Here is a 22,998-nt window from a genome sequence, read left to right on the forward strand (position 1 = left end):
GCCGGGAATACGTCCGCGCCACGATGCTGAACCCGGGTACTGAACCGGGTGCTGAACGACAAACGGACCAGTGTCCTGATCCGGGCGCCCGGATGGCACGATGGAGCCGATGACATCGATGACGACACCCGGGATCGAACCGGTCGGAACGGCCGACCCGACGCTGGCACTCGCGGAGCGCGTGCTGGGCTGGTTCGGTGCCCACGCTCGGGAGCTGCCGTGGCGGCGGCCGGAGACCGGCCCGTGGGGCGTTCTCGTCAGCGAGATCATGCTCCAGCAGACCCCGGTGAACCGGGTCCTGCCGGTCTGGGAGCTCTGGCTGCACCGCTGGCCCACCCCTGCGGACCTCGCCGCCGAGCCCTCCGGTGAGGCGGTACGACAGTGGGGGCGACTCGGCTACCCACGCCGGGCGCTGCGCCTGCACCAGGCCGCCGTCGCCATCGTGGAACGGCACGGCGGGGCCGTGCCGGACGGCCTGGACGACCTGCTGGCACTGCCCGGGGTCGGCAGCTACACCGCCCGGGCCGTCGCCGCGTTCGCCTTCCGCCAGCGCCACCCCGTGATCGACGTCAACGTCCGGCGTTTCGTCGCGCGGGCCGTCGAAGGTGTGGCCGAAGGGCCGGCCGCGGTGTCGCGGCGGGATCTGGAGCTCGTCGCCGGCCTGCTGCCGGCGGACGCGGAGACGGCGGCCCGGGCGAGCGCGGCGTTCATGGAGCTGGGTGCGCTGGTCTGTGTGGCGCGCACGCCGCGCTGCCCGGCGTGCCCGGTCAGCGATCTCTGCGGGTGGACGGCGGYCGGCAGCCCGCCGTCGAACGTCCCGGCCCGGCGCCCCCAGACGTACGCCGGAACCGACCGTCAGGTCCGCGGGCGGCTRCTCGCCGTCCTCCGTGACGCCACCGGGCCCGTCGAGCGGTCCATCCTCGACCAGGTGTGGGACGAACCCGTCCAGCACGCCCGGGCGCTCGCCGGGCTGGTCGCCGACGGGCTCGTCGTGGAGTGCGCCCCCGGCGTCTACGCCCTGCCGGGCTGACCTCGCGGGCACTTCGTCCCCGGCAGACGGCGCCTGGGGCGCCGGGCCGCTCTCAGCTGGGGTGTGGGTGCTGTGGGGCCCGAAAACGGTAGCCGATTCCGCGGATGCTCTCGATGAGCGGCGGCCGCACCTCGACCGGCCCCCGGGTGGCACCCGGGCGACCGAGCAGCGTCGGGGAGCCGACGCCCGGTTCCGCCGTGGCCTGCAGGGCCGCCGGGTCGCCGAGACGGCGGCGCAGCCGGCGCACATGGACGGCCAGGGTGTTCGGGTCGGTGTCGGGTGATCCCCAGACCTCGGTGAGCAGCGTCTCCCGGGTGACGACCCGTCCCGCGTGGCCGAGCAGCAGCCGCAACAGCCTGAACTCCCGCGGGGGCATGTGCACGGCCCGGCCGTCCACGGTGACCTCGTGGGCGTCGACGTCGAGGACCACCGGGCCGGAGCGCAGTATCTCGGAACGTTCACCGACCAGCGCGGCGGCCGCGGGCAGGCCCTGCACCCCCGGGACGGGCCCACCGCCCGCAGCGGGCACCAGACCCATCCCGGCCGAGCTGTTCTGCGGGCCCATGCCCGCCACGCCCGGGACGCCGGGCCACGTTGACGCGCCTGGCGTGCCGTCGGCGCCGACGAGGCCTGCCGCATTCACCGGAGTGCCGGGCAGGCCGACCGAGCCGGGAGGGCCCGCCGTGAGCACCCGCGCCACGGCGCCGGCATCGCTGGCGGCGGCGCCGGCCACCAGCGCGGCCGGCGGCCGCGCGGCCAGGTCGTCCGGGCCGTGGGGTGCGCTGCCGGCCAGGCCGCCGACGGCGCCGACCATCGCGAGGACCTCGTGCACCCGGTAGGGCTTGCCGACGCAGGCGCTCGCCCCGGCCTCCAGCGCGGCGGCGGCCTGCTCGCGGTCACCGGGGCCGACGGCGAACAGGATCGGGGTGGTGGCCCGGTCCGTGGCCGCCCGGACGGTGCGGATCACTGTGACGCCGTCCACCACCGGCAGGCTCGCGGTGAGGAGCACCGCGGAAGGTGCGAGGCGCCCGATCTCCACGAGTGCCAGCGCCCCGTCCGCGACCACGCTCACCTCGACGCCCTGATCCCGCAGCGCGGGCAGCAGCTCGTCGTCGGCCTCGCTGTCCGCGATGAGCAGCGATGGGCGCCGTCCCTGGCCGAGCCCGGCCGGGGACGGGCCGGTCCGCCAGGAACCGGCCGCCACCTGCGCCTCGGAAGATCCGGGCCCCTCGGAGGGGCTCAGCCGAACCGCCCGGAGACGTAGTCCTCGGTCCGCTTCTCCTTGGGGTTGCTGAAGATCTGCGAGGTCTTGTCGTACTCCACCAGCCGACCCGGGTCCCCGGTCTTCTCCAGCGAGAAGAACGCGGTGGTCTCGCTCACCCGGGACGCCTGCTGCATGTTGTGGGTGACGATCACGATCGTGTAGCTGGACCGCAGCTTCTGGATGAGGTCCTCGATCGCCAGCGTCGAGATCGGGTCGAGCGCGGAGCACGGCTCGTCCATGAGCAGCACCTGGGGCTCGACCGCGATGGCGCGGGCGATACACAGCCGCTGCTGCTGGCCGCCGGACAGACCGGCGCCGGGACGGCCAAGCCGGTCCTTGACCTCGTCCCACAGGTTCGCGCCGCGCAGCGACTGCTCGACCCGCTCGTCCAGCAGTGACTTCTTGCGGATGCCGTTCAGCTTCAGGCCCGCGACGACATTCTCGTAGATCGACATCGTGGGGAACGGGTTGGGGCGCTGGAAGACCATGCCGACGTTGCGCCGCACGTTGACGGGGTCCACTCCGGGGGCGTAGAGGTCCTCACCGTCGAGCAGGACCTCGCCCTCGACCCGGGCGCCCGGCAGCACCTCGTGCATGCGGTTGAGGGTGCGCAGGACGGTGGACTTGCCGCATCCGGACGGCCCGATGAAGGCCGTGACGCTCTTCGGCTCGATGGTCAGGTTCACATCCGCTACGGCCTTGAACTTCCCGTAGTAGGCGGTCAGCCCCGAGATGTCGATACGGGTGGCCATGGCTACCTCGACTCAGGTGATTGTGCGGTCGGTCGTCTCGTTGCGATCGAAAGGGTCACTGATGCCGGCACAGTCCGTACAGCTTCCGGACGGGCCCGGCGAACGACGATGGCCACCGGGCGCTACTTGACCGTCGCCCGGCGTGCGACGAGTCGAGCAAGAGCACTGATCAGCATGATGATGATAATCAGCGTCAGTGCCGCGGCCCAGGCCCTGTCGATGGCGAACTGCTGCGGCTGTCCGGCCTGTGAATAAATGTAGAGCGGCAGCGCCGCCTGTTCCCCGTCGAACGGGTTGAAGTTGATCGAGTTCTCGCCGAAGACCGTGAGCAGCAACGGCGCGGTCTCACCCGCAACTCGCGCCACCGCCAGCATGACTCCGGTCACAATTCCGGGGAGCGCCGTCGGAAGAACCACCTTGAGAATCGTTCGCCAGCGGGCAACGCCGAGAGCGTAACTGGCCTCTCGCAACTCGTCCGGCACGAGTTTCAGCATCTCCTCGGCCGACCGCACGACCACCGGAACCATGAGGATCGTGAGGGCCAGCGCCCCGGCGAAGCCCGTGAACGGCTGGTCGAGGGCCAGAATCCAGAAGCCGAGCACGAACAGACCCGCGATGATCGACGGGAGACYGGTCAGCACGTCGACGAAGAAGCTGATCACCCTGCTGATCCGGCCGGTTCCGTACTCGACGAGATAGATGGCGACGAGAAGGCCGAACGGCACCGCCATGAGGCTCGCCAGGCCGACCTGCTCCAGCGTTCCGATGATGGCGTGGTAGATACCGCCGCCGGCGTCTCGCGCACCGATGCTGCGCATCGAGTGAGTCAGGAAGTCCATGTCGAGACGCTTGGCACCGCGCATGATCACAGCGGCCAGCACGGCGATCAACGGAATGACAGCGAGCAGGAACGACCCGAAGACCAGTGTGGTGACCATCCGGTCCTTCGCGCGCCGCCCACCCTCGACCAGGACGGAGGCGACCGTCTGGCCAGCAGAGAACAACAACAGCACGATCAGCACGAACTGGATCCGGCTGTGAATCGACGTAACCAGATACAGGAGCCCCGTGACAGCCAGGGCGCCGGCTCCGATGGCGGCGAGCACCTGACGACTGAGGGTCTTCCCCCGAAGACTCAGCGGAGTAGCTCCGACCGGGGATGTCGGCGCGGTCGTCGCGGTGCTCATGCGGCACGTCCCGAGAACTCGCGGCGCCGCGCGATCACGGCCCGAGCGATCATGTTGACCACCATTGTGACGACAAACAGGACAAGACCGGAGGCGATAAGAGCGCCCCGGCCGACGTCGTTCGCCTCACCGAAGCCGTTCGCGACGTTGGCCGCGATCGTGTTTCCGGTCGGCGCCAGGATGTGCCAGGAGATGTCGAAGGAGGCAGGCAGAACAAGTGCGACCGCGATCGTCTCACCCATGGCCCTACCGAGGCCGAGCATCGAGGCGCTGATGACACCCGGCTTGCCATAGGGGATCACAGCAGTCCGGATCATCTCCCAACGGGTGGCGCCGAGCGCGAGCGCGGCCTCCCGATGGGTGATGGGAACCTGCGAGAAGACTTCGCGTGAGATTGCCGCGACGATCGGCAGAATCATGATCGCGAGGACGACGCTCGCCAGCAGGATGGAACGACCGACCGTGTCCTCACCGGTGTCGAACAGYGGGATCCAGCCGAGGTAGTCGTTCAGCCAGGACTGCGTCCCGTTGAAGTGCGGGGCGAGGACGAGTAGTCCCCACAGGCCGTAGATGACGCTGGGAACGGCCGCGAGCAGGTCCACGATGTAGCCGAGGCTGGCGGCGATCCTACGAGGAGCGTAGATCGTGATGAACAGCGCGATGCCAACCGCAACCGGAACCGCGATGACGAGCGCGATCACCGCTGTGATCAAAGTGCCGAAGAGGAGCGCCGCCACGCCGAACACAGGTGGCGTGGCGTTTGCCCGCCACTCCTCCGTCGTGAGGAAGTTCCCCTCGTTGGCGCCCAGCGCGTCCCATGCGCGGATCACCAGGAACGCGGCGATCAGAGCGATCAGGACCAGCAGGCCGATGCCTGCCGTCCTGGTCAGATTCTTGAACACAGCGTCCGCCAGCCCGACTTTCGGTCTGGCGTCCGGTGCCGGCGCGACCTCCCTGGGGGGAAGATCTCCGGGTGTCTCCGCGGGCGGCGTGGCGATCACGCCGGCCGCCGCCTCCGCAGGGTCCTCCGGGGAACCGGTTCCCCGTGGCCCGGCGTCTGCCGGGCTGTCCGGCTCCGTCGTCATTCCTACCTACCTCGGCTCTTCCTCCCTCAGGGAGCGCCGCGCGACCCACGGCCAGATCGGCCGGAGGTCGGCGGTGCCCCGGAAAACCACGGCTTCCGCGGCCGGGCCACACTGTCCCGACCGCGGAAGGACGTGCTGGTCACATCGTCATACAGACAATTCGGTCAGGCGAGCTTCGCGACGACGGCGCGCACCTTCTCGGCGATGGTGTCGGGCAGCGGCGCGTAGCCGAGGTCAGCGATCGCCGCCTGACCCGCCTCAGAGACGGTGTAGGTCAGGAAGCTCTTGAGCAGCGGAGCGGCATCGGCAGCGGTTCCAGCGGTGCAGACGATCTCGTAGCTCGCGAGGTAGATCGGGTATGCGCCCTTGGTGGCCGTCGCATAGTCGAAGGTCAGCTTGAGGTCGTCGCCCTCGGCCACCTTGGCGGTGCTGATACCCAGCGACGCCGCCTCGGTGCTCGGGGCGATGAACTCGTCCGCCGCGTTGCCGACAAGTGCCGTGGACAGGCTCGCGTTCTCCGCGTAGGAGAGCTCCACGTAACCGATGGAGTTGGCGGTGCCCTTGACCGTCGAGGTCACGCCGTCGCTGCCCTTGGCACCCTGACCGCCCGGCGCGGACCAGTCGGAGCCGCCCTCGAAGGTCCAGTCGGCCTCGGCCGCACCCTTCAGGAACTTGGTGAAGTTGTCCGTGGTGCCCGAACCATCCGAACGGTGCACCGCCTGGATCGGGGCGTCAGGCAGGTCCGCGCCGCTGTTGTCGGCGACGATCGCCGGGTCGTTCCACTTGGTGATCGCACCCGAGAAGATCTTGGCGATGGCGGACGGGCTCAGCTTGAGCTCGTCGACACCCTCAAGGTTGTAGATCAGCGCGATGGGGCCGACGACCATCGGGAGGTCGGCGGCCACGCCCCCGGTGCAGCGCGCGTCCGCGTCGGTCTTCTGCTGCTCCTTCAGCGCCGAGTCAGAGCCCGCGAAGGTGACCTGACCTTCGATGAACTGCTGGCGCCCCGTCGACGAGCTGGAGCTCTGGTAGTTGATGGTGGCGCCGCTGCACTCGTCCTGGTACGCAGAGATCCACTCGTCCATCGCGTTCTTCTGCGCGGAGGACCCCGAGCCCGTGATCGAGCCCTCGGCGCACTCGATCGCGCTGGCGGTGGCCCCGGAGGAGGACCCGGCACCAGCGCCCTCATCCGTGTCGCTGTTGTCGTCCGAGCCACACGCGGCCAGTGAGAGCAGTGCCGCGGCGGCAAGGCCCGCGWCTACCTGACGCTTGCCTAGGTTCACACGCAATCCTTCGTCTTCGCGCCTAGCGGCGCCGAACTCGTCCCGCCCCCCGTTCGGGGTGCCGGCGAGAATCGAAGCGAGACAGGATGAACAGATGGTGAACAGAACCGGACATGAACCGCACTCCACCAGGAACACATTCAGCACACCGGGCCATGGATCCCCCAAGGGGCCCGCCCATCTCCCGATCGACCACTATGAGTGCCACTCTCGCCACCTATAGCCACCGCCCCGGCAGGACAGAGCGATCATCCGATTACTCTCGGCAGCATTCCATACATATGGGCAGGCAGGAGGAACGCCAGATGACCGGCATGATGACCGAGGCAACCACGCTCGACTCCCACCAGCGCGGAGATGGCCACGGTGGTGCTGGTCGATGACGCCCTGGCTCAAAACCGCACCGGYGGCCACCGGGCGAACCCGCTACGACACCCGGGCCGGGACGTGGCTACCCAGACCGGCCCTCGCCGGGATGGTGGCGCCTCGCACCGCCGCCTGGATGGGCCCGCTGTGGACCCGCGGGCGCCACCCTGATCACCGGCATCGGTCGGCACACTTTCCACCACTGTCCCGAATCCGGTCCCAGGAGATGCAGGAACATTCAAGCTCGTCTGCCCCCGACCCTTCCGCCCTCCCCTCGACGGGCGGCGCCTGAGGAAGGCGGCGACGCGGTAGAGCCCAGGCTGTGCGAGCTCCGACAGATCGACCGGAACAACGTCTCGAGTGGCTTCCGCACTCCAGAACTCGGCATAGCCCGACGCGACAGGCCGCTGCACGCACGGATCAGCCCACACGACGTAGGGCGCGGAACCAGGAATCTGGTTCCGCGCCCTACAGAAGAAACGAATCACACCTTCGACGTCCGGGCTTTTATGTTGGCCCGACTCACAGTCGACCGGCTGATCTAGACAGCACCGTCGTCAGTCACAGCTGAAGGAGCGGGTCGGTCCGTAGTCGACAGCCGGCGCGCTTCCGTCTGCGGTCACGGTCACCACAGTCTTTATATTTGCGACGCCCGGGAAATCACAGTTCTGCCGCGCGTAATTGCTGAAGGCAGAAGACGCGGTCGGGCTGCTGTTCCCGGGAGTACCCACATTCACCCAGCCAGAGGCGCCAAAATCTTTTTTCAGCTGGGCGTTGATAGTCAGTGCCCGCGTCTGGGTACAGATTACCAACCCACGCCCTTCAACGACACCGGTCCCCGAGTTGTAGGTTGGCGGATCCGCCACGATCTTGCAATCATTCGAGGTGTAGGCCACTGCGTGTGCCGGTGCCGCCCCCATGACGCTGAGCGCCACTGGGCCACACGCTCCGATCGCTACTGCACTCAGCGTGCGCCTTGCGTTCATGCATCCTCCCGCGTTCCGAAACCGATTGGACGACTGTCTTATCTTGTGCTTTTGTACACGTTCCGAGTTGCTGGCCGCCAGACGCTATTTCGCCTTATTCTTCAGGTGATCTGGCATTGCTACTGTAGCCATGCGTGATCGATGACGATCTGATGATCCGGCGACAGCCGCAGGTGTCAGACAGGACGTCTCGCRAACAACCGTGGTCGAATCCACGGGCAGGCGCCGAGGTACCCGAGGGCTGCCGCTAGACTGCTTGAACTGTTCGTAGGGCGGTATCGAACCGCGAGAGTRCAAAAAAAATCCGGTCCTCGGGCGAATTCGATGCGGGATCCGGGTACTTCCGTATGAGCCATCCGAGAAGCGCGTCCAAAGCTTGGCGTCCGACCAAGATGGATTCGTTGATCACGACAAGTTTCGTCTTGAAACTCTGCAGCACTACTGTCATCAGGCGACCATTTGAGAATCTAACATCACCATTTTTTCTGAGCAACTGGTGTCACGCTTCAGGTTCCAGAGCTGCATCCAGCACGGTGCAGTAAGAGCTGGCCGCCACACATCCTTCGCTACAGAGCGTTGCGAGGCGACTCGCTCCACCTTCTCTCCAGCGGCGCGATACCGAAGCGCCGTATACCGTCTGCCAGCCAGTTCATGCCCCCGTCAAGTGTGGCAGGCCGCCTATCCGCTGAACACGAAACGTGTTCAAGCAGCATGCTGCGAGTTGGACGCAAGGAAGGCTGCGTGACAGTAATCACGCAGCAGTTGATAGCCAGATCCTCGGGTTCGAAGGAGGTATGAGTCGCTCCTGAAGGAGTGGCCCTGGAGGTCCGCCGGTCTGTGCGGACACGCCGGCGGTGCGGATGATCCCTTGATGGTCTCCGCTCGTGCCGGGAGCTGGGCACGCACCGCCGGTGTTCGCAGCTGGTGCCGCGCCGCAGCCCGCGTCTGCTTGCACCGCTGGCACCCGCCTGCTGACGACTTGGCGCTGCGGCAGGCAACGTTGGCCGACCCGGCTGTCGGTCCGGTGAGGGGCAACCGCCGCCGGCCCGGCCGCGCTCCTGGCCTTCGACGGCGGTGGACCCCCGGGCAGAGACCACTGGCGGCCACACCGATAGCAATAGCTCGTCAACAGGACATGACAGGCATCCAGCTACGCAGACGGACAGAATCTTCGCTCCACGTGACGAGACGTCCAGTCTGACCCGAGATCGTCCCCCGCCTTCCCAGCCGCCCCCTTGCTTGCTATAAAGCAAATCGACGGTAGCTGACAGCATTAGTTCGTAACCACAGAGTCAGGAGGTGTCCGAGGTTCGATGCGCTCGCCTGCCGCGGCGAAACGACGGTCACTCCAGACCGGCCCCAGGCTTACCGGGATACCTCGCAGCCCCGCGGACGTCCCGCCAGGTCCCCCGCCAAGATGCCCGGTGGCCAACGCCGTCGCGCCGCCGCCGTGGCGTCCCATCGAATCGCTGACCATCTATGGCTCCGTCCCCACGGAGCCGGGCACGGCTGTTCTCCAGGCCTCCCTGGCGGCACCCCCAGACCCGCTGGTGAGGCCCCTTCCCGATCGCGGAGCCAGGTCCCGTCGGCCGATCCGCGCCGCGAACCTGCGCGTTTGAGGCGCCTGTCCTACATCTCCGCCCCACGCCACCGATCCCGGTGACCGCCAGCAACAGGAAGGCAGCACGCACGATGAACACCGTCGACACCGGCGAACTCCTGCCGGAGCCCAGACCCGTATCCGGTGGTCCGCCGCCGTCACTGGCGGAGGTCGTCACCGTGCGGGCGGGATTAATGGTCGAGCACGAACTGGTGCTGTCCCCCGGCGCCACCGCCGCCGACCTGACCAGCGCGATGATCCTGGTCCCGCCGACAGCCGCCCTCGTCAGCCACCACGGTGACGTGGATCTTTCGCTCGTGTTCCGCGAGGTGCCCCGCCCGGCGCCGGAGGAACCTCCGAATCTCGCCGACTCCAGCCCTCGCTGACACCGCGAGCGGAGCGGCCCGTCCACGGGGGGCGGGCCGGCTCCGCCGTACCGGCGCTCCGACCCAATATCGTGGACGACGTGGCTGTTATCACCCCCCGCTCCACCGACTTCCCACGCTGGTACCAGGACGTGCTCGAGAAGGCCGAGCTCGCCGACAACGGGCCGGTCCGCGGCTCGATGGTCATCAGGCCGTACGGCTACGCGCTGTGGGAACGGATGCAGGCCGACGTCGACGCCCGGATCAAGGCCGCGGGCGCGGTGAACGCCTACTTCCCCCTGTTCATCCCGGAGAGCTACCTGCACCGGGAGGCCGAGCACGTCGAGGGGTTCAGCCCGGAGCTCGCCGTCGTCACCCACGGCGGCGGCAAGGAACTGGCCGAGCCGGTCGTGGTCCGCCCCACCAGTGAGACGGTCATCGGCGAGTACATGGCCAAGTGGACGCAGAGCTACCGCGACCTGCCGCTGCTGCTGAACCAGTGGGCGAACGTCGTCCGCTGGGAGCTGCGCCCGCGGCTGTTCCTGCGGACCAGCGAGTTCCTCTGGCAGGAGGGCCACACCGCGCACGCGGACGAGGCCGACGCCAGCGCGTACRCCCGCCGGATCGCGCTGGAGGTCTACCGGGACTTCCTGACCTCGGTGCTGGCGCTGCCCGTCTTCGTCGGCGCCAAGACCCGCAAGGAGCGCTTTGCCGGCGCCACCAACACGATGACCTGCGAAGCGATCATGGGGGACGGCAAGGCCCTGCAGATGGCGACCAGCCACGAGCTCGGCCAGAACTTCGCCCGCGCCTTCGAGATCGACTTCCTCGGCGCCGACGGCGGCCGCCACCTGGCCTGGACGACGTCCTGGGGCAGCTCGACCCGCATGGTCGGCGGCCTGATCATGGCGCACGGAGACGACAACGGTCTGCGGGTCCCGCCGGCGCTCGCGCCGACCCAGGTGATCGTGCTGCCCGTCCGCGACGACGAGGCCGTGGTCGCGAAGGCCCGCGAGATCACCGAGGCGCTCACCGCGGGCGGCGTCCGGGTGCGCCTCGACGCGCGGCCGGGCCTGTCGTTCGGCCGCCGCGTCACCGATGCCGAGCTCAAGGGCATCCCGGTCCGCATCGAGATCGGGCCGCGCGACCTCGCCGCCGGGAACGTCACGATTGCCCGCCGGGACACCGGCGAGAAGGCCCCCGCGCCGCTCGCCGAGGTCGCCGCGCGGGTGCCGGCGCTGCTCGACGAGGTGCAGGCCAGTCTCTACGCCCAGGCGCTGGCGCACCGTGACGCCCGCACCACGGACGTCACCTCGCTGGCCGAGGCGGTCGAAGCCGCTGCGACCGGCTTCGCCCGGCTGCCCTGGCGCCTGGTCGGCGAGGCCGGCGAGGCCCGGCTGGCCGAGGACTCGGTGACCGTCCGGTGCCTGCAGACCGCCGACGGCGAGCTGCCGACCGCCGACACCGCCGAGGACGACCTCGTCTGCCTGGTGRCCCGCTCCTACTGAGCGCCCGTCGCGCCGGCCGGACCGCCCGCGGCGGGACGGCCGGCGCATCTCGCCGCAAGATGCTATACGCTCGGTCAGCAGGAGGCTGAGGTTTTCCCGCAGACCCAGAAATAGCCAGCCGCCCGGTCTCGGCATGGGCATGTAATTGGCCTCGGGAAGTTTCCCGTGTGATCACCGGGGGCTGCTGACACAGGGCCTGGCTGAGGCATCGACGCACTACCGGAATTCCGTGGGCCGGCGGTCGCGAATCCGCGGGCGGAAAATGCGTCATGGATTCGTCCGGGCGCTGTTTCGGGTGGTGGCGGCCAGGCGACGGAGCGCGACACCGGGGTCCGGATGAGCGACCCGGATCCCGGTGGCCCAGGGATCGCCCCCACCGCGGCGGGCCGGCTGGCCTGCTGTCCTGCAGGTGACTGGGCCGCGGCCCCTCCCCGGCCGATGCCGTCCGGGCCGCCGTCGATCCGGTTGAAGGGCCGGCTGTAGGCCCGGTTGTCGATCGGCTTGTTGATCCCGGTCGGACCGCGGTCGCCGCCAGCGCAATCGGTTGACTCCGAAATTGGCGCAAGTAGGATTACGACACGAATGCGACGTGCCGGCGCAGCGGGCACCGCCGGTGTTCCCCGATGCTTCCGCGCGCTTCCGACGTCGCACCGTGGCTCCGGTCGGGTCGTCGGCTCCGGGCGGGTCATCATGGACTACCGACATCAATGAGGAGCGGCTGTGAAGCGGTTGCTGATCGACGGGCAGCTTGTCGAGACCGAACGAACGGTCGACTCGATAAACCCCGCCACCGGTGAGGTCGTCGGCACGGCTGCGGAGGCGACGGCCGAGCAGGTCGAGGCCGCGGTCAAGGCCGCCCGGCGGGCGTTCGACACGACGGACTGGTCGACCAACGTCGAGTTCCGCGTCCGCTGCCTCAACCAGCTTCACGAAGCCCTCGTCAAGCACCTCGAGGAGTTCCGCGAGCTGACGATCGCCGAGGTCGGGCACCCTCGCATGATCACCGATGGCCCGGCGCTCACCGACCCGGTCAACCTGGTCAAGTACTACGCGGACCTCGCCGCCGGCTACTCCTTCACCCAGGACCTGGGTGTGGTCGAGGCCCGTGGCGGCCAGCACCGCCGCTGGATCGAGCGGGAGCCCGCCGGTGTGGTCTCGGCAATCGTCGCCTACAACTACCCGACCCAGCTCGCCCTGGCGAAGCTCGCCCCGGCCCTGGCCGCCGGCTGCACCGTCGTGCTCAAGGGCGCGCCCGACACCCCGCTGCTGGCGCTGGCGCTCGGCGAGCTGATCCTCAACGAGACGGACATCCCGGCCGGGGTCGTCAACGTCGTCACCGCCGTCAACGTCGAGGCCGCCGAGGTGCTGACCACGCACCGCGACGTCGACCTGATCACCTTCACCGGCTCCACCGCGGTCGGCCGCCGGATCATGGCGGCGGCCAGCGACACGGTGAAGAAGGTCTTCCTGGAGCTCGGCGGCAAGTCGGCCCTGATCCTCCTGGACGACGCGGACCTCGACCTCTCGGCGATGATCGCCGCGTTCACGATCTGCTCGCACTCCGGCCAGGGCTGCGCGATCACCTCCCGGCTCGTCGTGCCGCGCGACAAGCACGACGCCGTGGTGGAGAAGGTCGCCGCGATGCTCGGCAACATCAAGGTGGGCGACCCGACCGACCCCGCCACCTACATGGGGCCACTGATCAGCGAGAAGCAGCGCGACAAGGTGGACGCCATGGTCCAGCGCGCGGTCGCGGCGGGCGCCACCCTGGTCACCGGTGGTAAGAAGATCGACCCGGGCTTCTTCTACGAGCCCACCCTGCTCGCCAACGTCGACCCGGACAGCGAGATCGCGCAGGAGGAGATCTTCGGCCCGGTCCTCGCCGTGATCCCGCACGACGGTGACGACGACGCGGTCGCGATCGCCAACAACTCGATCTTCGGCCTGTCGGGCGGTGTGGTCAGCCCGGACCAGGAGCGGGCGCTCGCCGTCGCGCGCCGGATCCGCAGCGGCACGATCAGCGTCAACGGCGGGAACTACTTCTCGCCGGACGCGCCGTTCGGCGGCTACAAGCAGTCTGGCATCGGCCGCGAGAGCGGCATCGCCGGCCTGGAGGAGTTCCTCGAGATCAAGACCATCGCGACGCCCGCCTCCGCCTAGTCAGACGCGGCCCGCTGTGCCGGCGGCCGGCCGAGCCCCGAGGTCCCGGGGCTTGGCCGGCCGCCGGCCGCGTTCACGGCCGGTTCGCTATGCGCGGACGGCCGCGAGCACGCCGCCGTCAACCAGGACGTCGATCCCGGTGACGAACCGCGCCTGCTCCGACAGCAGGAACGCGACCACGTCGGCGACGTCCGCGGACTCCCCGCGCCGGCCCAGCGGCGTCCGGTCGACCAGCATCTGCATGCTGGCGTGCTGCTCCGCCTCCTGGCGGCCCTGCGGGGTGTCGATGACACCCGGGGAGACCGAGCACACCCGGCCGCCGAGCGGGCCGACGCGCACCGCCTCCTGCCGGGCGAAGCGGTGTACCCCCCGCTTGGCCCAGGAGTAGGCCCAGCCCGGATCCTCCACCTGGGTGCCGAGCACCTCGTGGAGCCGGTCGAGGAAGTCGTCCGCGAGCGGATCGGCCAGGACGGCGTCCGCCTCCGGATGCGGCTCGCTGAAGCTGAGCAGCGGCGCCATCGAGGCGAAGTAGACCGACGCCGTGCCGGCGACGGTGAGCGGGCGCAGGGCCCGCGCCAGCAGCGCCGTGCCGACCAGGTCGACGTGGAAGATCCGGCGCCAGTCGGCCATCGAGGGGGAGATCCCCGCGGCGTGCGCGACGGCGCGGAGCTCCCCAAGCTCGCCGACCCGCTTCGCCAGCCGGTCGATCCCCTCCGCGTCGGTGACGTCCAGGACGAAGCCCTCGACGCGCGCCGGAGCGCGGCCGCCGAGCTCGCCGGYCACCGCACCGACCGACTCGTCCCGGTCGACCAGCAGCAGAACGTCGACCATCTCCGCCAGCCGTTCGGCGCAGACGAACCCCATCCCCCGGCCGGCGCCGGTCGCGATGCCCACGGTCGTCACGGCTCCACCACSACCCGCAGCGCGCCGGCCGCACGGTCGGCCGCGACCCGGAAGGCCTCCGCGGCATCCTCGAGGGGAAAACGGTGTGTGATCAAAGTCCGGGCGATCTCCGGATTGGCGGCCAGCATCGCGGCGGCGCTCTCCATCTCGCGCCTGTCGTCATGGACTCCATAGCCCATGGAGGGGATAAGCCGTGCCTCCCGGTGGAACAGCGTCCCCCAGTCGACCTCCACCCGGCCCAGCCGGACGCCGATGCAGACCACGGTGCCTCCCGGCGCCACCAGGTCGATCGCGCGGTCCAGCCCGCTCTCTGATCCGGCGGCCTCGACCACCACGTCGTACAGCCCCGTCGGGCCGACGGTGGCGCCCAGTCGCTCGGCGGCTTCGGCCTGGTGGGGATGGCGGGCCTCCACAGCCACCTCCGGCGCGCCCTGGGCGCGCGCCCCGGCCACCGCCATCAGGCCCAGCGCGCCGGTGCCGACCACGGCGACACGGCTGGCCGGGCCGGTCCCGGCGATCCGGACGGCGTGCCAGGCGACCGAGGCCGGCTCGACCAGCGCGGCGTCACGGACATCGAGCCCCTCGGGGAGCGCCACGAGGTGCTCGGCAGGCGCCCGGAACTGCTCGGCCATGCCGCCGTCGGCCGTCGAGCCGAGGGCTCGCTGGCGGTGGACCGAGCAGAGGTTGTACCGGCCGGACCGGCACAGCTCGCACTCCATACAGCCCATGATCGCCTCGACGATGGCGGCGGTGCCGTCGGCGCGGACGCCGGCCAGCTCGTGGCCGACGACCCGCTCGCAGCCGAGGCGGATGTACAGCAGATCCGAGCTGCAGATGCTCGCCGAACTGATTGTCAGTAACTCCCCGGTGCCGGGCGGTTCGTCGACGTCGACGACGCCCACGGCCCCGGCTCTGGAACGCACAGCCTTCACGAAAACTCCCTCGCGGTGGTACGAAGCCCGGCGACGTGCCTGCCCTGCAGTTACCCAGATGACAGAACGCGGTTCCTGTTGTTGAGAAGGTCCTTCTACCGGGCGGGAATCGTAACCCGCTTCGCCTGCCATGGGATACCCGCACGGGGGCCGTCATCGGCGGGTCGACCGCCCGAAACCGGACCCGGACCCGGCCCCGGACCCGGCCCCGGGCGCGGGCGCGGGCGCGGGCGCGGGCGCGGGCGATCGACGAGGCCCTCCGGCCGGCAGCCACCGCCCCGCGCTCATCACCGGGAAAAACAACCAGGGGCATGACCCGGAAATGGATCATGCCCCTGCGTTGGTCGGGGTGGCGGGATTCGAACCCACGACCTCTTCGTCCCGAACGAAGCGCGCTACCAAGCTGCGCCACACCCCGCGACCGTGGCTCAGTGTACTAGAAAGCCGGGTGCAGGTGACGAGGCGGGTCCCCCGGGCTGCGACCCGCTCCCGAACCACCGTCCGGGGCCGCAGCCCACCGCCTGAGACTGCCGGCGACCGCGGTCACTGCGCGCCGGACAGGGCGAGCAGCGTCGCCTCCGGGCGGCAGTTGAGCCGGAACGGTGCGAACGGCGAGGTGCCGAGCCCGGCGGAGACGTGCAGCCAGGAGCGGCGTCCCGCGGCCTCGTGCCGGGACAGGCCCCAGGCCCGCTCACGGTCGATGCCGCAGTTCGTGACCAACGCTCCGATCCCCGGCAGCCGGATCTGCCCGCCGTGCGTGTGCCCGGAGAGGATCAGGCCGACCCCGTCGGCGGTGAAGGCGTCGAGGACGCGTGGCTCCGGGGTGTGGGTCAGGCCGAGCGCCAGCTCGGTGCCGGGCTCCGGCGGACCCGCCACCAGCGCGGTCCGGTCACGGCGCAGCCGGGCGTCGTCGACGCCGCGCAGGTCGATCCCGCGCCCCCCGACCTCCATGCGCGCCCGGGTGTTCGTCAGTTCCCGCCACCCGCTCGCCGCGGCCAGCTCGCGGGCGAACCCGGGCCAGTCGAGCGGCGTACCCCGGCGCGTGGGCTGGTTGTTCCGCTTGAGGTAGTGGTGCGGACTGCGCCGTGTGGGTGCGTAGTAGTCGTTGTTGCCCGGGACGAAGAGGCCGGGAAAGGCGAAGAGGGGCTCGAGGGCGGCGAGCAGCGGCGGCTGGGCCCGCGGGTCGGAAAGGACGTCCCCGGTGAGCACGACGAGGTCGGGTACGAGCCGGGCCAGATCCGACAACCAGGCGAACTTGCCGTGCTGGTTCGGGGTGACGTGCAGGTCCGAGAGGTGCAGCACGCGCAGGGGCACGCTTCCGGGCGCCAGCACGGGCACCTCGCGCCGGCGCAGGGTGTAGGCCGTGCGCTCGTAGACGGCCCCGTAGAGCGCGGTCCCCAGCCCCGCCGCGGTCAGCCCCGCCACCGCCCGCGCCGCCACCGCGCGCCGCCGCACCGGCTGCCGGCGCCGAACGTGAACGGGTGCACGGTCTCCACGTCTCGGTCGCATCACTCCAGTCTCACCCAGCCGTTGGACACCGCCGTCTCCCGCGCCGAAACGCTCCCCCGTGTCTCCCGCCACCTCGGTGTCTCCCCCCGCCCCGGGGCGCCGCCTGCCACCCCTCGCGTGGGCGGCGGAAATGGCGTGGCCCCCCGTCCGGACGGGCCGTAGGCTCGATCACCATGAGCACACTCAAGGAGCGGCTGCGCAGCGATCTCACCAGCGCCCTGCGCGCACGTGACGAGCTGCGGCTGTCCACGCTGCGCCTTGCCGTCGCCGCGGTGAAGGACGCCGAGGTCGCCGGAGACGCGGCCCGCGAGCTCGATGACGCCGAGGTCGAGAAGATCCTCGCCCGGGAGGTCCGCAAGCGCCGGGAGGCTGCCGAGGCGTTCGCCGGGGCCGGGCGCGCCGAGCAGGCGAGCCGGGAGAACGCCGAGGGCGACGTGCTCGCCGGCTACCTGCCGAGTCAGCTCGGTGACGAGGAGCTCGCCGCCATCGTCGACAGCGTGCTCGCCGATCTCGGCCTCTCCGGCCCGAAGGCCATGGGGCCGGTGATGAAGGCGACCCAGGCACGGGTCGCCGGGCGTGCGGACGGCCGCAGGGTGTCCGACCTCGTCCGCGCCCGCCTCACCGGCGGCGGCTGAACCCGACAGCGGCGCAGGGCCCGCGGTCGGGCGTGGGTACCGGGCCGCCCGGTACCCACGCGAAGGCCGCGACTCGGCCGCGGATCAGCCGTTGAGCTGGTCCCGCAGGTCCGGCGGCCGACCACCCCGCCAGCGGTCGTTCACCGCCGGCGGCCAGACGGGCTGCCCGGGGCGCGGGGCGATCCCATTGGGCAGCAGCGTCGCCCCGGTGAGACCGCCGGACACCTGCAGGACGACCTCGGTGTCCACCGAGACCTCCCCCGGGCCCGGGGTCATGGCCACAACGGTGCCGGGCGGCGCGATGTGCGGCACGATCTCGGACCTGACCCGGAAGCCCTGCGAGCGCAGCGCGGCCTCGGCCGCCTGCTGGGCCTGGCCGCGGACGTCCGGCAGCGGCTTCTTCGGCACCTCGGGCTGGGTGTTGTCCGGCGCGGGCAGCGGCGCGACGGGCAGCTGCAGACCGTCGATCGTGCGGGTCATGGTGCGGGCCCAGATCTGGGCGGGGAAACCACCGCCGAAGACCTGCCGGCTACCCAGGACGTTGCGCAGCTGATGGGTCGACGGCCCACGCGGGTCGGCCAGCGTCACGGCGGTCGCGAGCTGCGGGATGAATCCGGCGAACGAGGCCGTGCTGAATCCTTCGGCGGTTCCGGTCTTACCCGCCGCCGGGCGGCCGATCCGGGCGTTACCCGAAGCGGTTCCGTGGTTGATGACCCCCTGCAGAACCGCGGCGACAGTGTCGGCGATGCCCGGGTCGAGAACCTGCTCGCAGGGTCTTCCGGCGTTGAACGCCAGCGGGCGGTCCGCGGACCCGACGCGCTGCGTGATCGACTGGACCACCCGGGGGTCACACCGGTTCCCGCGCGCGGCCAGGGTGGCATAGGCGGTCGCGAGATCGAGAGTGCTGATCTCGTTGGAGCCGAGAATCGCCGACCCGTCCACGGCGCTGATGYCGTTCACGCCCTTGCATTCGGGGTCGTTCTCACCGACGGGCCGGATCCGGCAGGAGCTGACGCCCAGYCGGCGGGCCATCTCGGCGGTCTTCAGAACGCCAAGCCGCTCGGCGAGCTGGATGTAGTAGGTGTTGACCGAGCTCCAGGTGGCCGTGGTGAGCGAGTAGTAGCCGTCCTCGCTCGGGTCGGCGTTGCCGTAACAGTCCTTCCCCACCTCCTGATCCGGGTTGCCGAACTTCCCTGACTCGTAGCAGAGGGGTGAGTGGAAGGTGGTCGACAGCGGGATGTTGTTCTCCAGCGCAGCCGCCAGTGTGAAGACCTTGAAGGTGGAGCCAGGTGAGAACGAGTCGGTGTCGACCGGGTAGATCTCCTTCGTGTGCACGAAGTCGCTGGTGAGCGCTGGCGCGAGATTGTCCGCGGGTGTCCCGTACTCCCGGTTGATGGCCAGCGCGAGCACGTTGCCGGTGCCCGGCTGCACCATCGCCACCCCGGCGGCGACTCGGTCCCCGACCGGGATCACCTCCGACGCGGAGGTCTGGGCCGCCGCCTGCGCGACGGGATCGAGGGTGGTCCGGATCGTCAGCCCGCCCTCGAACAGCAGGCGGCGGGCGTCCTCGGGCGTCGCGGCGAACGTCCGGTCGGCAAGCAGGAGCTGCCGGACGTAGGAGCAGAAGAACGGCGCGGACGAGTCCCCGCAGGCGTCGGCCGAGCGGGCCGGCCGGTTCAGGACGACCTCCTCACCACGGGCCGCCTGCCACACACCGGTCTCGACGTGTCCCAGTTCGTGCATCCGGCTCAGCACCGTGTTGCGGCGTTCCCGGGCCGCCTGCGGGTGCAGTACCGGGTTGTACGCGGTGGGGTTCTTCACCAGACCGGCGAGCAGCGCCGACTGGGTGAGCGTGAGCTTGCTGACGTCGATGTTGAAGTAGTGGTGCGAGGCCGCCTGGATGCCGTATGCGCCGTCACCGAAGTAGGCGATGTTGAGGTAACGCTCGAGGATCTCGTCCTTGGTCAGGTGGTCTTCGAGGTAAAGCGCGAAGCGTGCCTCGCGAAGCTTGCGGTCGACCGTCTGTTCGGTCGCCTGCTCCTTCTCCTCCGTCGTCCGGGCCTGGGCCAGCAGGACGTTCTTCACGTACTGCTGGGTCAGTGTGGAACCGCCCTGGGTCACCTCACCGGACTCCTGGTTCGCCAGGTACGCACGGATCATTCCCCGGTAGTCGACGCCGGTGTGGTCGTAGAAGCGGGCATCCTCGATGTCGATTATCGCCTGGCGCATGTACTGCGGTACCTGGGCGAGGGCGACGAGCTCGCGGTCCTGTTCGCCGCGGAGCACGGCGATCTCGTTTCCCGCGGCGTCCAGAATGCGCGACGGCTGCGCCAGCGGAGGTACCGTCAGATTCGCCGGCAACGACAGGAAATGGTTCGCGCTGCTCTTCGCGGTGACGCCGGCCAACCCGATGACGGGCAGCGCCAGCATGCTGACCAGGACGCCCGCGGCGACGCTGGCGGCGAGCACACCGAGAAGTCGCTTCGGGGTGGCGCGGCGCCAACCCGCCGACGATGGCCTGGTTCCGCCCACGGGGGCCGCCCTGTCCCGGGCCGTGCGGCCGTCAGGACCCCGCCGCGTCACCGCTTCCGTGCCTGGGAGCTTCACGGGCACTCCTCGCGTACGCCGCGGGGCGCCGCAACCGCGCCCGTCCGATATGTCGGTGCCGGACACTCTGGCAGCTGCCAGGTCTCAACGCGGGCCCACATGCCCGGAACCGGCGCCCGACCGATGGTTCGGCCTGGTATGAACACTGAGCCCGGGACCCTCCGCTCGAGTCCACCGCCGCCGTCGACGATGTCGGCTTTCGGCAGGCACCCGCACCGCCCGTGGCCGAGGCGTTGATCCAGTACTGCGTTGATCCACACCCTGTGATCCAATAGATGACCTGGCTCATGCGCCACTTCATCGAACTAAGACTACGACGCCACAGCAGAGTCACGGCCACGTCACCGAAGCGACACATGGCTGTCACAGACCGCACTACTGCGGCGATCGGGATCAATGGCCCGGACTAGTCATTTGGACAACCACCCGTGTGGGGTCTGTGCCGTGGCCACGCCACTCCGTACGGTTTCGGTTCAACGCCACGTCACCACCCRCACGGGCCCCCTGACCCGGACTCGAGAAGAAAGGCAGGTGGCATGACCAGAAGCCTGACCCCCACCGTCAGCCTGTCACGCCGTACCAGTACGACCGGGCTCGTCGGCTCCACCGCCGACGGCGACTGGACGGCTCACGCCGCCTGTCGCGACCTCGACCCGGACGAGCTCTTTGTTCAGGGGGCAGCCCAGAACAGGGTGAAGACCAGGTGCTTCGGGTGCGTGGTCCGCACCGAGTGCCTGGCGGACGCGCTCGACAACCAGGTCGAGTTCGGCGTCTGGGGCGGGATGACCGAACGGGAGCGACGCGCTCTGCTGCGCCGCCGCCCGGACGTCACCTCCTGGCGGAAGCTTCTTGCGGACGCCCAGGCGGACCACCGGTCCGCGTCCGCCGGCTAGCTCCGGCCCGTAACCCTCACCCGGCGGTGTCCGACGACAGCGGGGTCGAACGGACGCCACCACACCAGGTAACACCGGTAACGCACAGTTGTTTCCATCCGAGTCGCGTATAGCCCGGATGGGCGGTGAATGCTCCACCAGTGGCGCTAGTCCCCACCAGCTCACGGTCCACACGGTCTCCGTGTATGGCCCGAATGGGCGGAGGGCGCACTTCAAGGACCCGGGTTCACATCGCACCGGCGCGATTCCCGGGGCCGCATTTCAACCTCCGGCTTTCAGGCCCCAGCTCTGCCTGCTCCGTTCATGCCCGRCTGCTCAGCACGCGGTTCCTTCTCCCGGCTGAACATCCCGTCATTCCGTTCCGGCTGGTCAGCGCGGTTGTCGCCCCCTTCGCGGTTGCCTGGACAGGCCCGCGGTGACCACCCCTCGTGCCTACGGCAGGACCCGCCAGGTGCCTACGCCAGCCACCGTCCCACTGCTGCCCCACTGCCCACTCAGGCGGCCCACRCAGCGCCCGCGCAGCGCACGCCCCCGACGCCCCGCCGGACCCCGACCCCCCGCACGACCTCGATGGCCCACGCGGTCAGGGCGTGGCGGCCAGCGGATCGGGCTGCTGCTCCCCGGCCAGCGCCCGTCCGATCTCCCGAAGACCCGCCAGGTCGTGCACGTCGCCCGACAGCGCCTCGACCTCCACCAGCGCGGTGTCGGGATGGGCGCTGGTGAAGCGCTCGCGCAGCCGCGTCTCGCGCTCCGCCAGCCGCGCGCGGTCGGCGTGGATGCGCAACACCGCCGCGGCGAGGGGATGCTCCCCGTGGTCGGCCAGTGTCTCCGCACCGGCCAGCCCGCGCTCGACTGTCAGCGCGGACGCCTCAGAGAAGTGCATCCGGTTGACGATCAGCCCGGCCAGCGGCATGCCGTCCGCGTCCAGTCGATCGACGAAGTAGGACGCCTCCCGCAGCGCCGCCGCCTCCGGCGCGGCCACCACGACGAACGAGGTTCCGGGCGCCGCGAGCAGCCGGAAGGTCTGGTCCGCGCGGGCACGGAACCCACCGAACATCGTTTCCAGGGCGGCCACGAACTGGCTCAGGTCGGCGAGGAGCTGGGCACCCAGCACTTTGGTGATGACCCTGGTGAACATTCCAAGGCCCGCACCCAGCACTTTCGCGTACGCCCGGCCGCCCGCCTTGGCCGGCGCGAGCAGCACCCGCAGCAGCCGGCCGTCGAGGAAGTCCCCGAGCCGGCCCGGCGCATCCAGGAAGTCGAGCGCGGAGCGGGTCGGCGGGGTGTCGACGACGATCAGGTCCCAGACGCCGCTGGCGTCGAGCTGGCCCAGCTTCTCCATCGCCATGTACTCCTGTGTGCCGGCGAAGGAGGACGACAGCGACTGGTAGAACGGGTTCGCGAGCAGCGCCTCGGCACGCTCGGGCGTGCTGTGCTCCAGGACGATCTCGTCGAACGTCCGTTTCATGTCGAGCATCATCGCGTCCAGCCGGCCACCGGCCGAACCGTCGACGCCGCTGACCTCACGCGGAGTGTTGTCCAGGGCGGTGAGACCGAGYGACTGCGCCAGCCGACGCGCCGGGTCGATCGTCAGCACGACGACGCGCCGGCCCCGCTCGGCCGCGCGCAGCGYGAGCGCGGCCGCGGTCGTGGTCTTGCCGACGCCACCCGACCCGCAGCACACGATGATCCGCTCGCTGTCGAGCATGTCGTCGACGTCCAGCCGCGGAACGCCGGACGGATGCGGCCGAGGCCCGGGCCGGCTCGGCGCCGGCCGCTGGCCCCGTCCCGTGGCCCGACGGGTCCCGGCCGGCTTCCGCGCCGGTCCGGACGCCGACTTCACCCGCCCCGGGGAGGTCTTTCCGGTGGTACCGCCACCGGTCCGCGCGCCGGAACCACCGGTCTTCGCACCGGAACCAGTGGCCCTCGCGCC

General features: G+C 70.1%; 16 protein-coding genes and 1 tRNA gene. 6 read left to right on the forward strand and 11 right to left on the reverse strand.

Annotation, left to right across the window (positions count from 1 at the left end; genetic code table 11):
• Positions 1–118: 118 nt before the first annotated feature.
• Entirely contained in the window at positions 119–1,030 is a 912-nt protein-coding gene (locus CC117_RS30130) for an HhH-GPD family protein (protein ID WP_084133060.1), read from the forward strand.
• Between the two features lie 52 nt (positions 1,031–1,082).
• Here the strand turns inward: CC117_RS30130 and CC117_RS30135 are convergent, their stop codons facing one another.
• The 5 genes from CC117_RS30135 to pstS form a co-directional block, all read right to left on the reverse strand.
• Entirely contained in the window at positions 1,083–2,234 is a 1,152-nt protein-coding gene (locus CC117_RS30135; protein WP_071090595.1) for a winged helix-turn-helix domain-containing protein, read from the reverse strand.
• A 35-nt stretch (positions 2,235–2,269) separates the two neighbouring features.
• Positions 2,270–3,046: a phosphate ABC transporter ATP-binding protein PstB gene (gene pstB / locus CC117_RS30140; protein WP_071090597.1), complete on the reverse strand. Its 777-nt coding sequence runs from the start codon at positions 3,044–3,046 to the stop codon at positions 2,270–2,272.
• Positions 3,047–3,168: 122 nt separating this feature from the next.
• Positions 3,169–4,233, reverse strand: coding sequence for a phosphate ABC transporter permease PstA (gene pstA / locus CC117_RS30145; RefSeq protein WP_071090600.1), 1,065 nt, complete (start codon positions 4,231–4,233; stop codon positions 3,169–3,171).
• Entirely contained in the window at positions 4,230–5,318 is a 1,089-nt protein-coding gene (gene pstC, locus CC117_RS30150) for a phosphate ABC transporter permease subunit PstC (protein WP_071090603.1), read from the reverse strand. Before pstC ends, pstA begins: the two co-directional genes overlap by 4 nt.
• Before the next feature lie 164 nt (positions 5,319–5,482).
• Positions 5,483–6,601: a phosphate ABC transporter substrate-binding protein PstS gene (pstS, locus tag CC117_RS30155; protein WP_071090605.1), complete on the reverse strand. Its 1,119-nt coding sequence runs from the start codon at positions 6,599–6,601 to the stop codon at positions 5,483–5,485.
• Between the two features lie 3,011 nt (positions 6,602–9,612).
• Here pstS and CC117_RS30160 point away from each other — a divergent pair.
• The 3 genes from CC117_RS30160 to CC117_RS30170 all read left to right on the forward strand — a co-directional run bounded on the left by CC117_RS30160 (position 9,613) and on the right by CC117_RS30170 (position 13,586).
• Complete coding sequence (locus CC117_RS30160) at positions 9,613–9,939, forward strand: hypothetical protein (RefSeq protein WP_241830560.1); 327 nt, start codon at positions 9,613–9,615, stop codon at positions 9,937–9,939.
• 80 nt (positions 9,940–10,019) lie between these two features.
• Positions 10,020–11,426, forward strand: coding sequence for a proline--tRNA ligase (gene proS / locus CC117_RS30165; RefSeq protein WP_071090609.1), 1,407 nt, complete (start codon positions 10,020–10,022; stop codon positions 11,424–11,426).
• A gap of 720 nt (positions 11,427–12,146) precedes the next feature.
• On the forward strand, positions 12,147–13,586 hold the full coding sequence (locus CC117_RS30170) for an aldehyde dehydrogenase family protein (RefSeq protein ID WP_071090611.1): 1,440 nt from the start codon (positions 12,147–12,149) through the stop codon (positions 13,584–13,586).
• Positions 13,587–13,673: 87 nt separating this feature from the next.
• Here the strand turns inward: CC117_RS30170 and CC117_RS30175 are convergent, their stop codons facing one another.
• From CC117_RS30175 to CC117_RS30190, 4 genes are all read right to left on the reverse strand, one after another.
• Positions 13,674–14,489 (reverse strand): SDR family oxidoreductase, encoded by an 816-nt coding sequence (locus CC117_RS30175; protein WP_071090614.1) that lies wholly within the window; start codon positions 14,487–14,489, stop codon positions 13,674–13,676.
• Complete coding sequence (locus CC117_RS30180) at positions 14,486–15,421, reverse strand: zinc-dependent alcohol dehydrogenase (RefSeq protein WP_071090617.1); 936 nt, start codon at positions 15,419–15,421, stop codon at positions 14,486–14,488. Before CC117_RS30180 ends, CC117_RS30175 begins: the two co-directional genes overlap by 4 nt.
• A gap of 341 nt (positions 15,422–15,762) precedes the next feature.
• Positions 15,763–15,839 (reverse strand) — tRNA-Pro (locus tag CC117_RS30185).
• A gap of 125 nt (positions 15,840–15,964) precedes the next feature.
• Positions 15,965–16,876, reverse strand: a complete 912-nt coding sequence (locus tag CC117_RS30190) for a metallophosphoesterase (RefSeq protein WP_071090619.1) — start codon at positions 16,874–16,876, stop codon at positions 15,965–15,967.
• A gap of 227 nt (positions 16,877–17,103) precedes the next feature.
• Here CC117_RS30190 and CC117_RS30195 point away from each other — a divergent pair, with 227 nt between their 5' ends.
• The gene (locus CC117_RS30195) at positions 17,104–17,565 is read left to right on the forward strand and encodes a GatB/YqeY domain-containing protein (protein WP_071090623.1); all 462 of its coding nucleotides are present in this window, start codon (positions 17,104–17,106) and stop codon (positions 17,563–17,565) included.
• Between the two features lie 84 nt (positions 17,566–17,649).
• Here the strand turns inward: CC117_RS30195 and CC117_RS30200 are convergent, their stop codons facing one another.
• Entirely contained in the window at positions 17,650–19,995 is a 2,346-nt protein-coding gene (locus CC117_RS30200) for a penicillin-binding protein (RefSeq protein ID WP_071091150.1), read from the reverse strand.
• Between the two features lie 713 nt (positions 19,996–20,708).
• On the opposite strand from CC117_RS30200, the gene CC117_RS30205 reads away from it, so the two are divergent.
• Positions 20,709–21,065: a WhiB family transcriptional regulator gene (locus CC117_RS30205; protein WP_018637428.1), complete on the forward strand. Its 357-nt coding sequence runs from the start codon at positions 20,709–20,711 to the stop codon at positions 21,063–21,065.
• A 583-nt stretch (positions 21,066–21,648) separates the two neighbouring features.
• Here the strand turns inward: CC117_RS30205 and CC117_RS30210 are convergent.
• Positions 21,649–22,908, reverse strand: a complete 1,260-nt coding sequence (locus tag CC117_RS30210) for an ArsA family ATPase (RefSeq protein WP_241830561.1) — start codon at positions 22,906–22,908, stop codon at positions 21,649–21,651.
• Positions 22,909–22,998: the final 90 nt, after the last annotated feature.

Source organism: Parafrankia colletiae (assembly GCF_001854655.1).
Classification (GTDB): Bacteria; Actinomycetota; Actinomycetes; order Frankiales; family Frankiaceae; genus Parafrankia; species Parafrankia colletiae.

Coding starts and splice junctions, on each gene's coding strand:
- CC117_RS30195 (WP_071090623.1), top strand. CDS start 17,104: ATGAGCACACTCAAGGAGCGGCTGCGCAGCGATCTCACCAGCGCCCTG.
- CC117_RS30205 (WP_018637428.1), top strand. CDS start 20,709: ATGACCAGAAGCCTGACCCCCACCGTCAGCCTGTCACGCCGTACCAGT.
- pstB (WP_071090597.1), bottom strand. CDS start 3,046: ATGGCCACCCGTATCGACATCTCGGGGCTGACCGCCTACTACGGGAAG.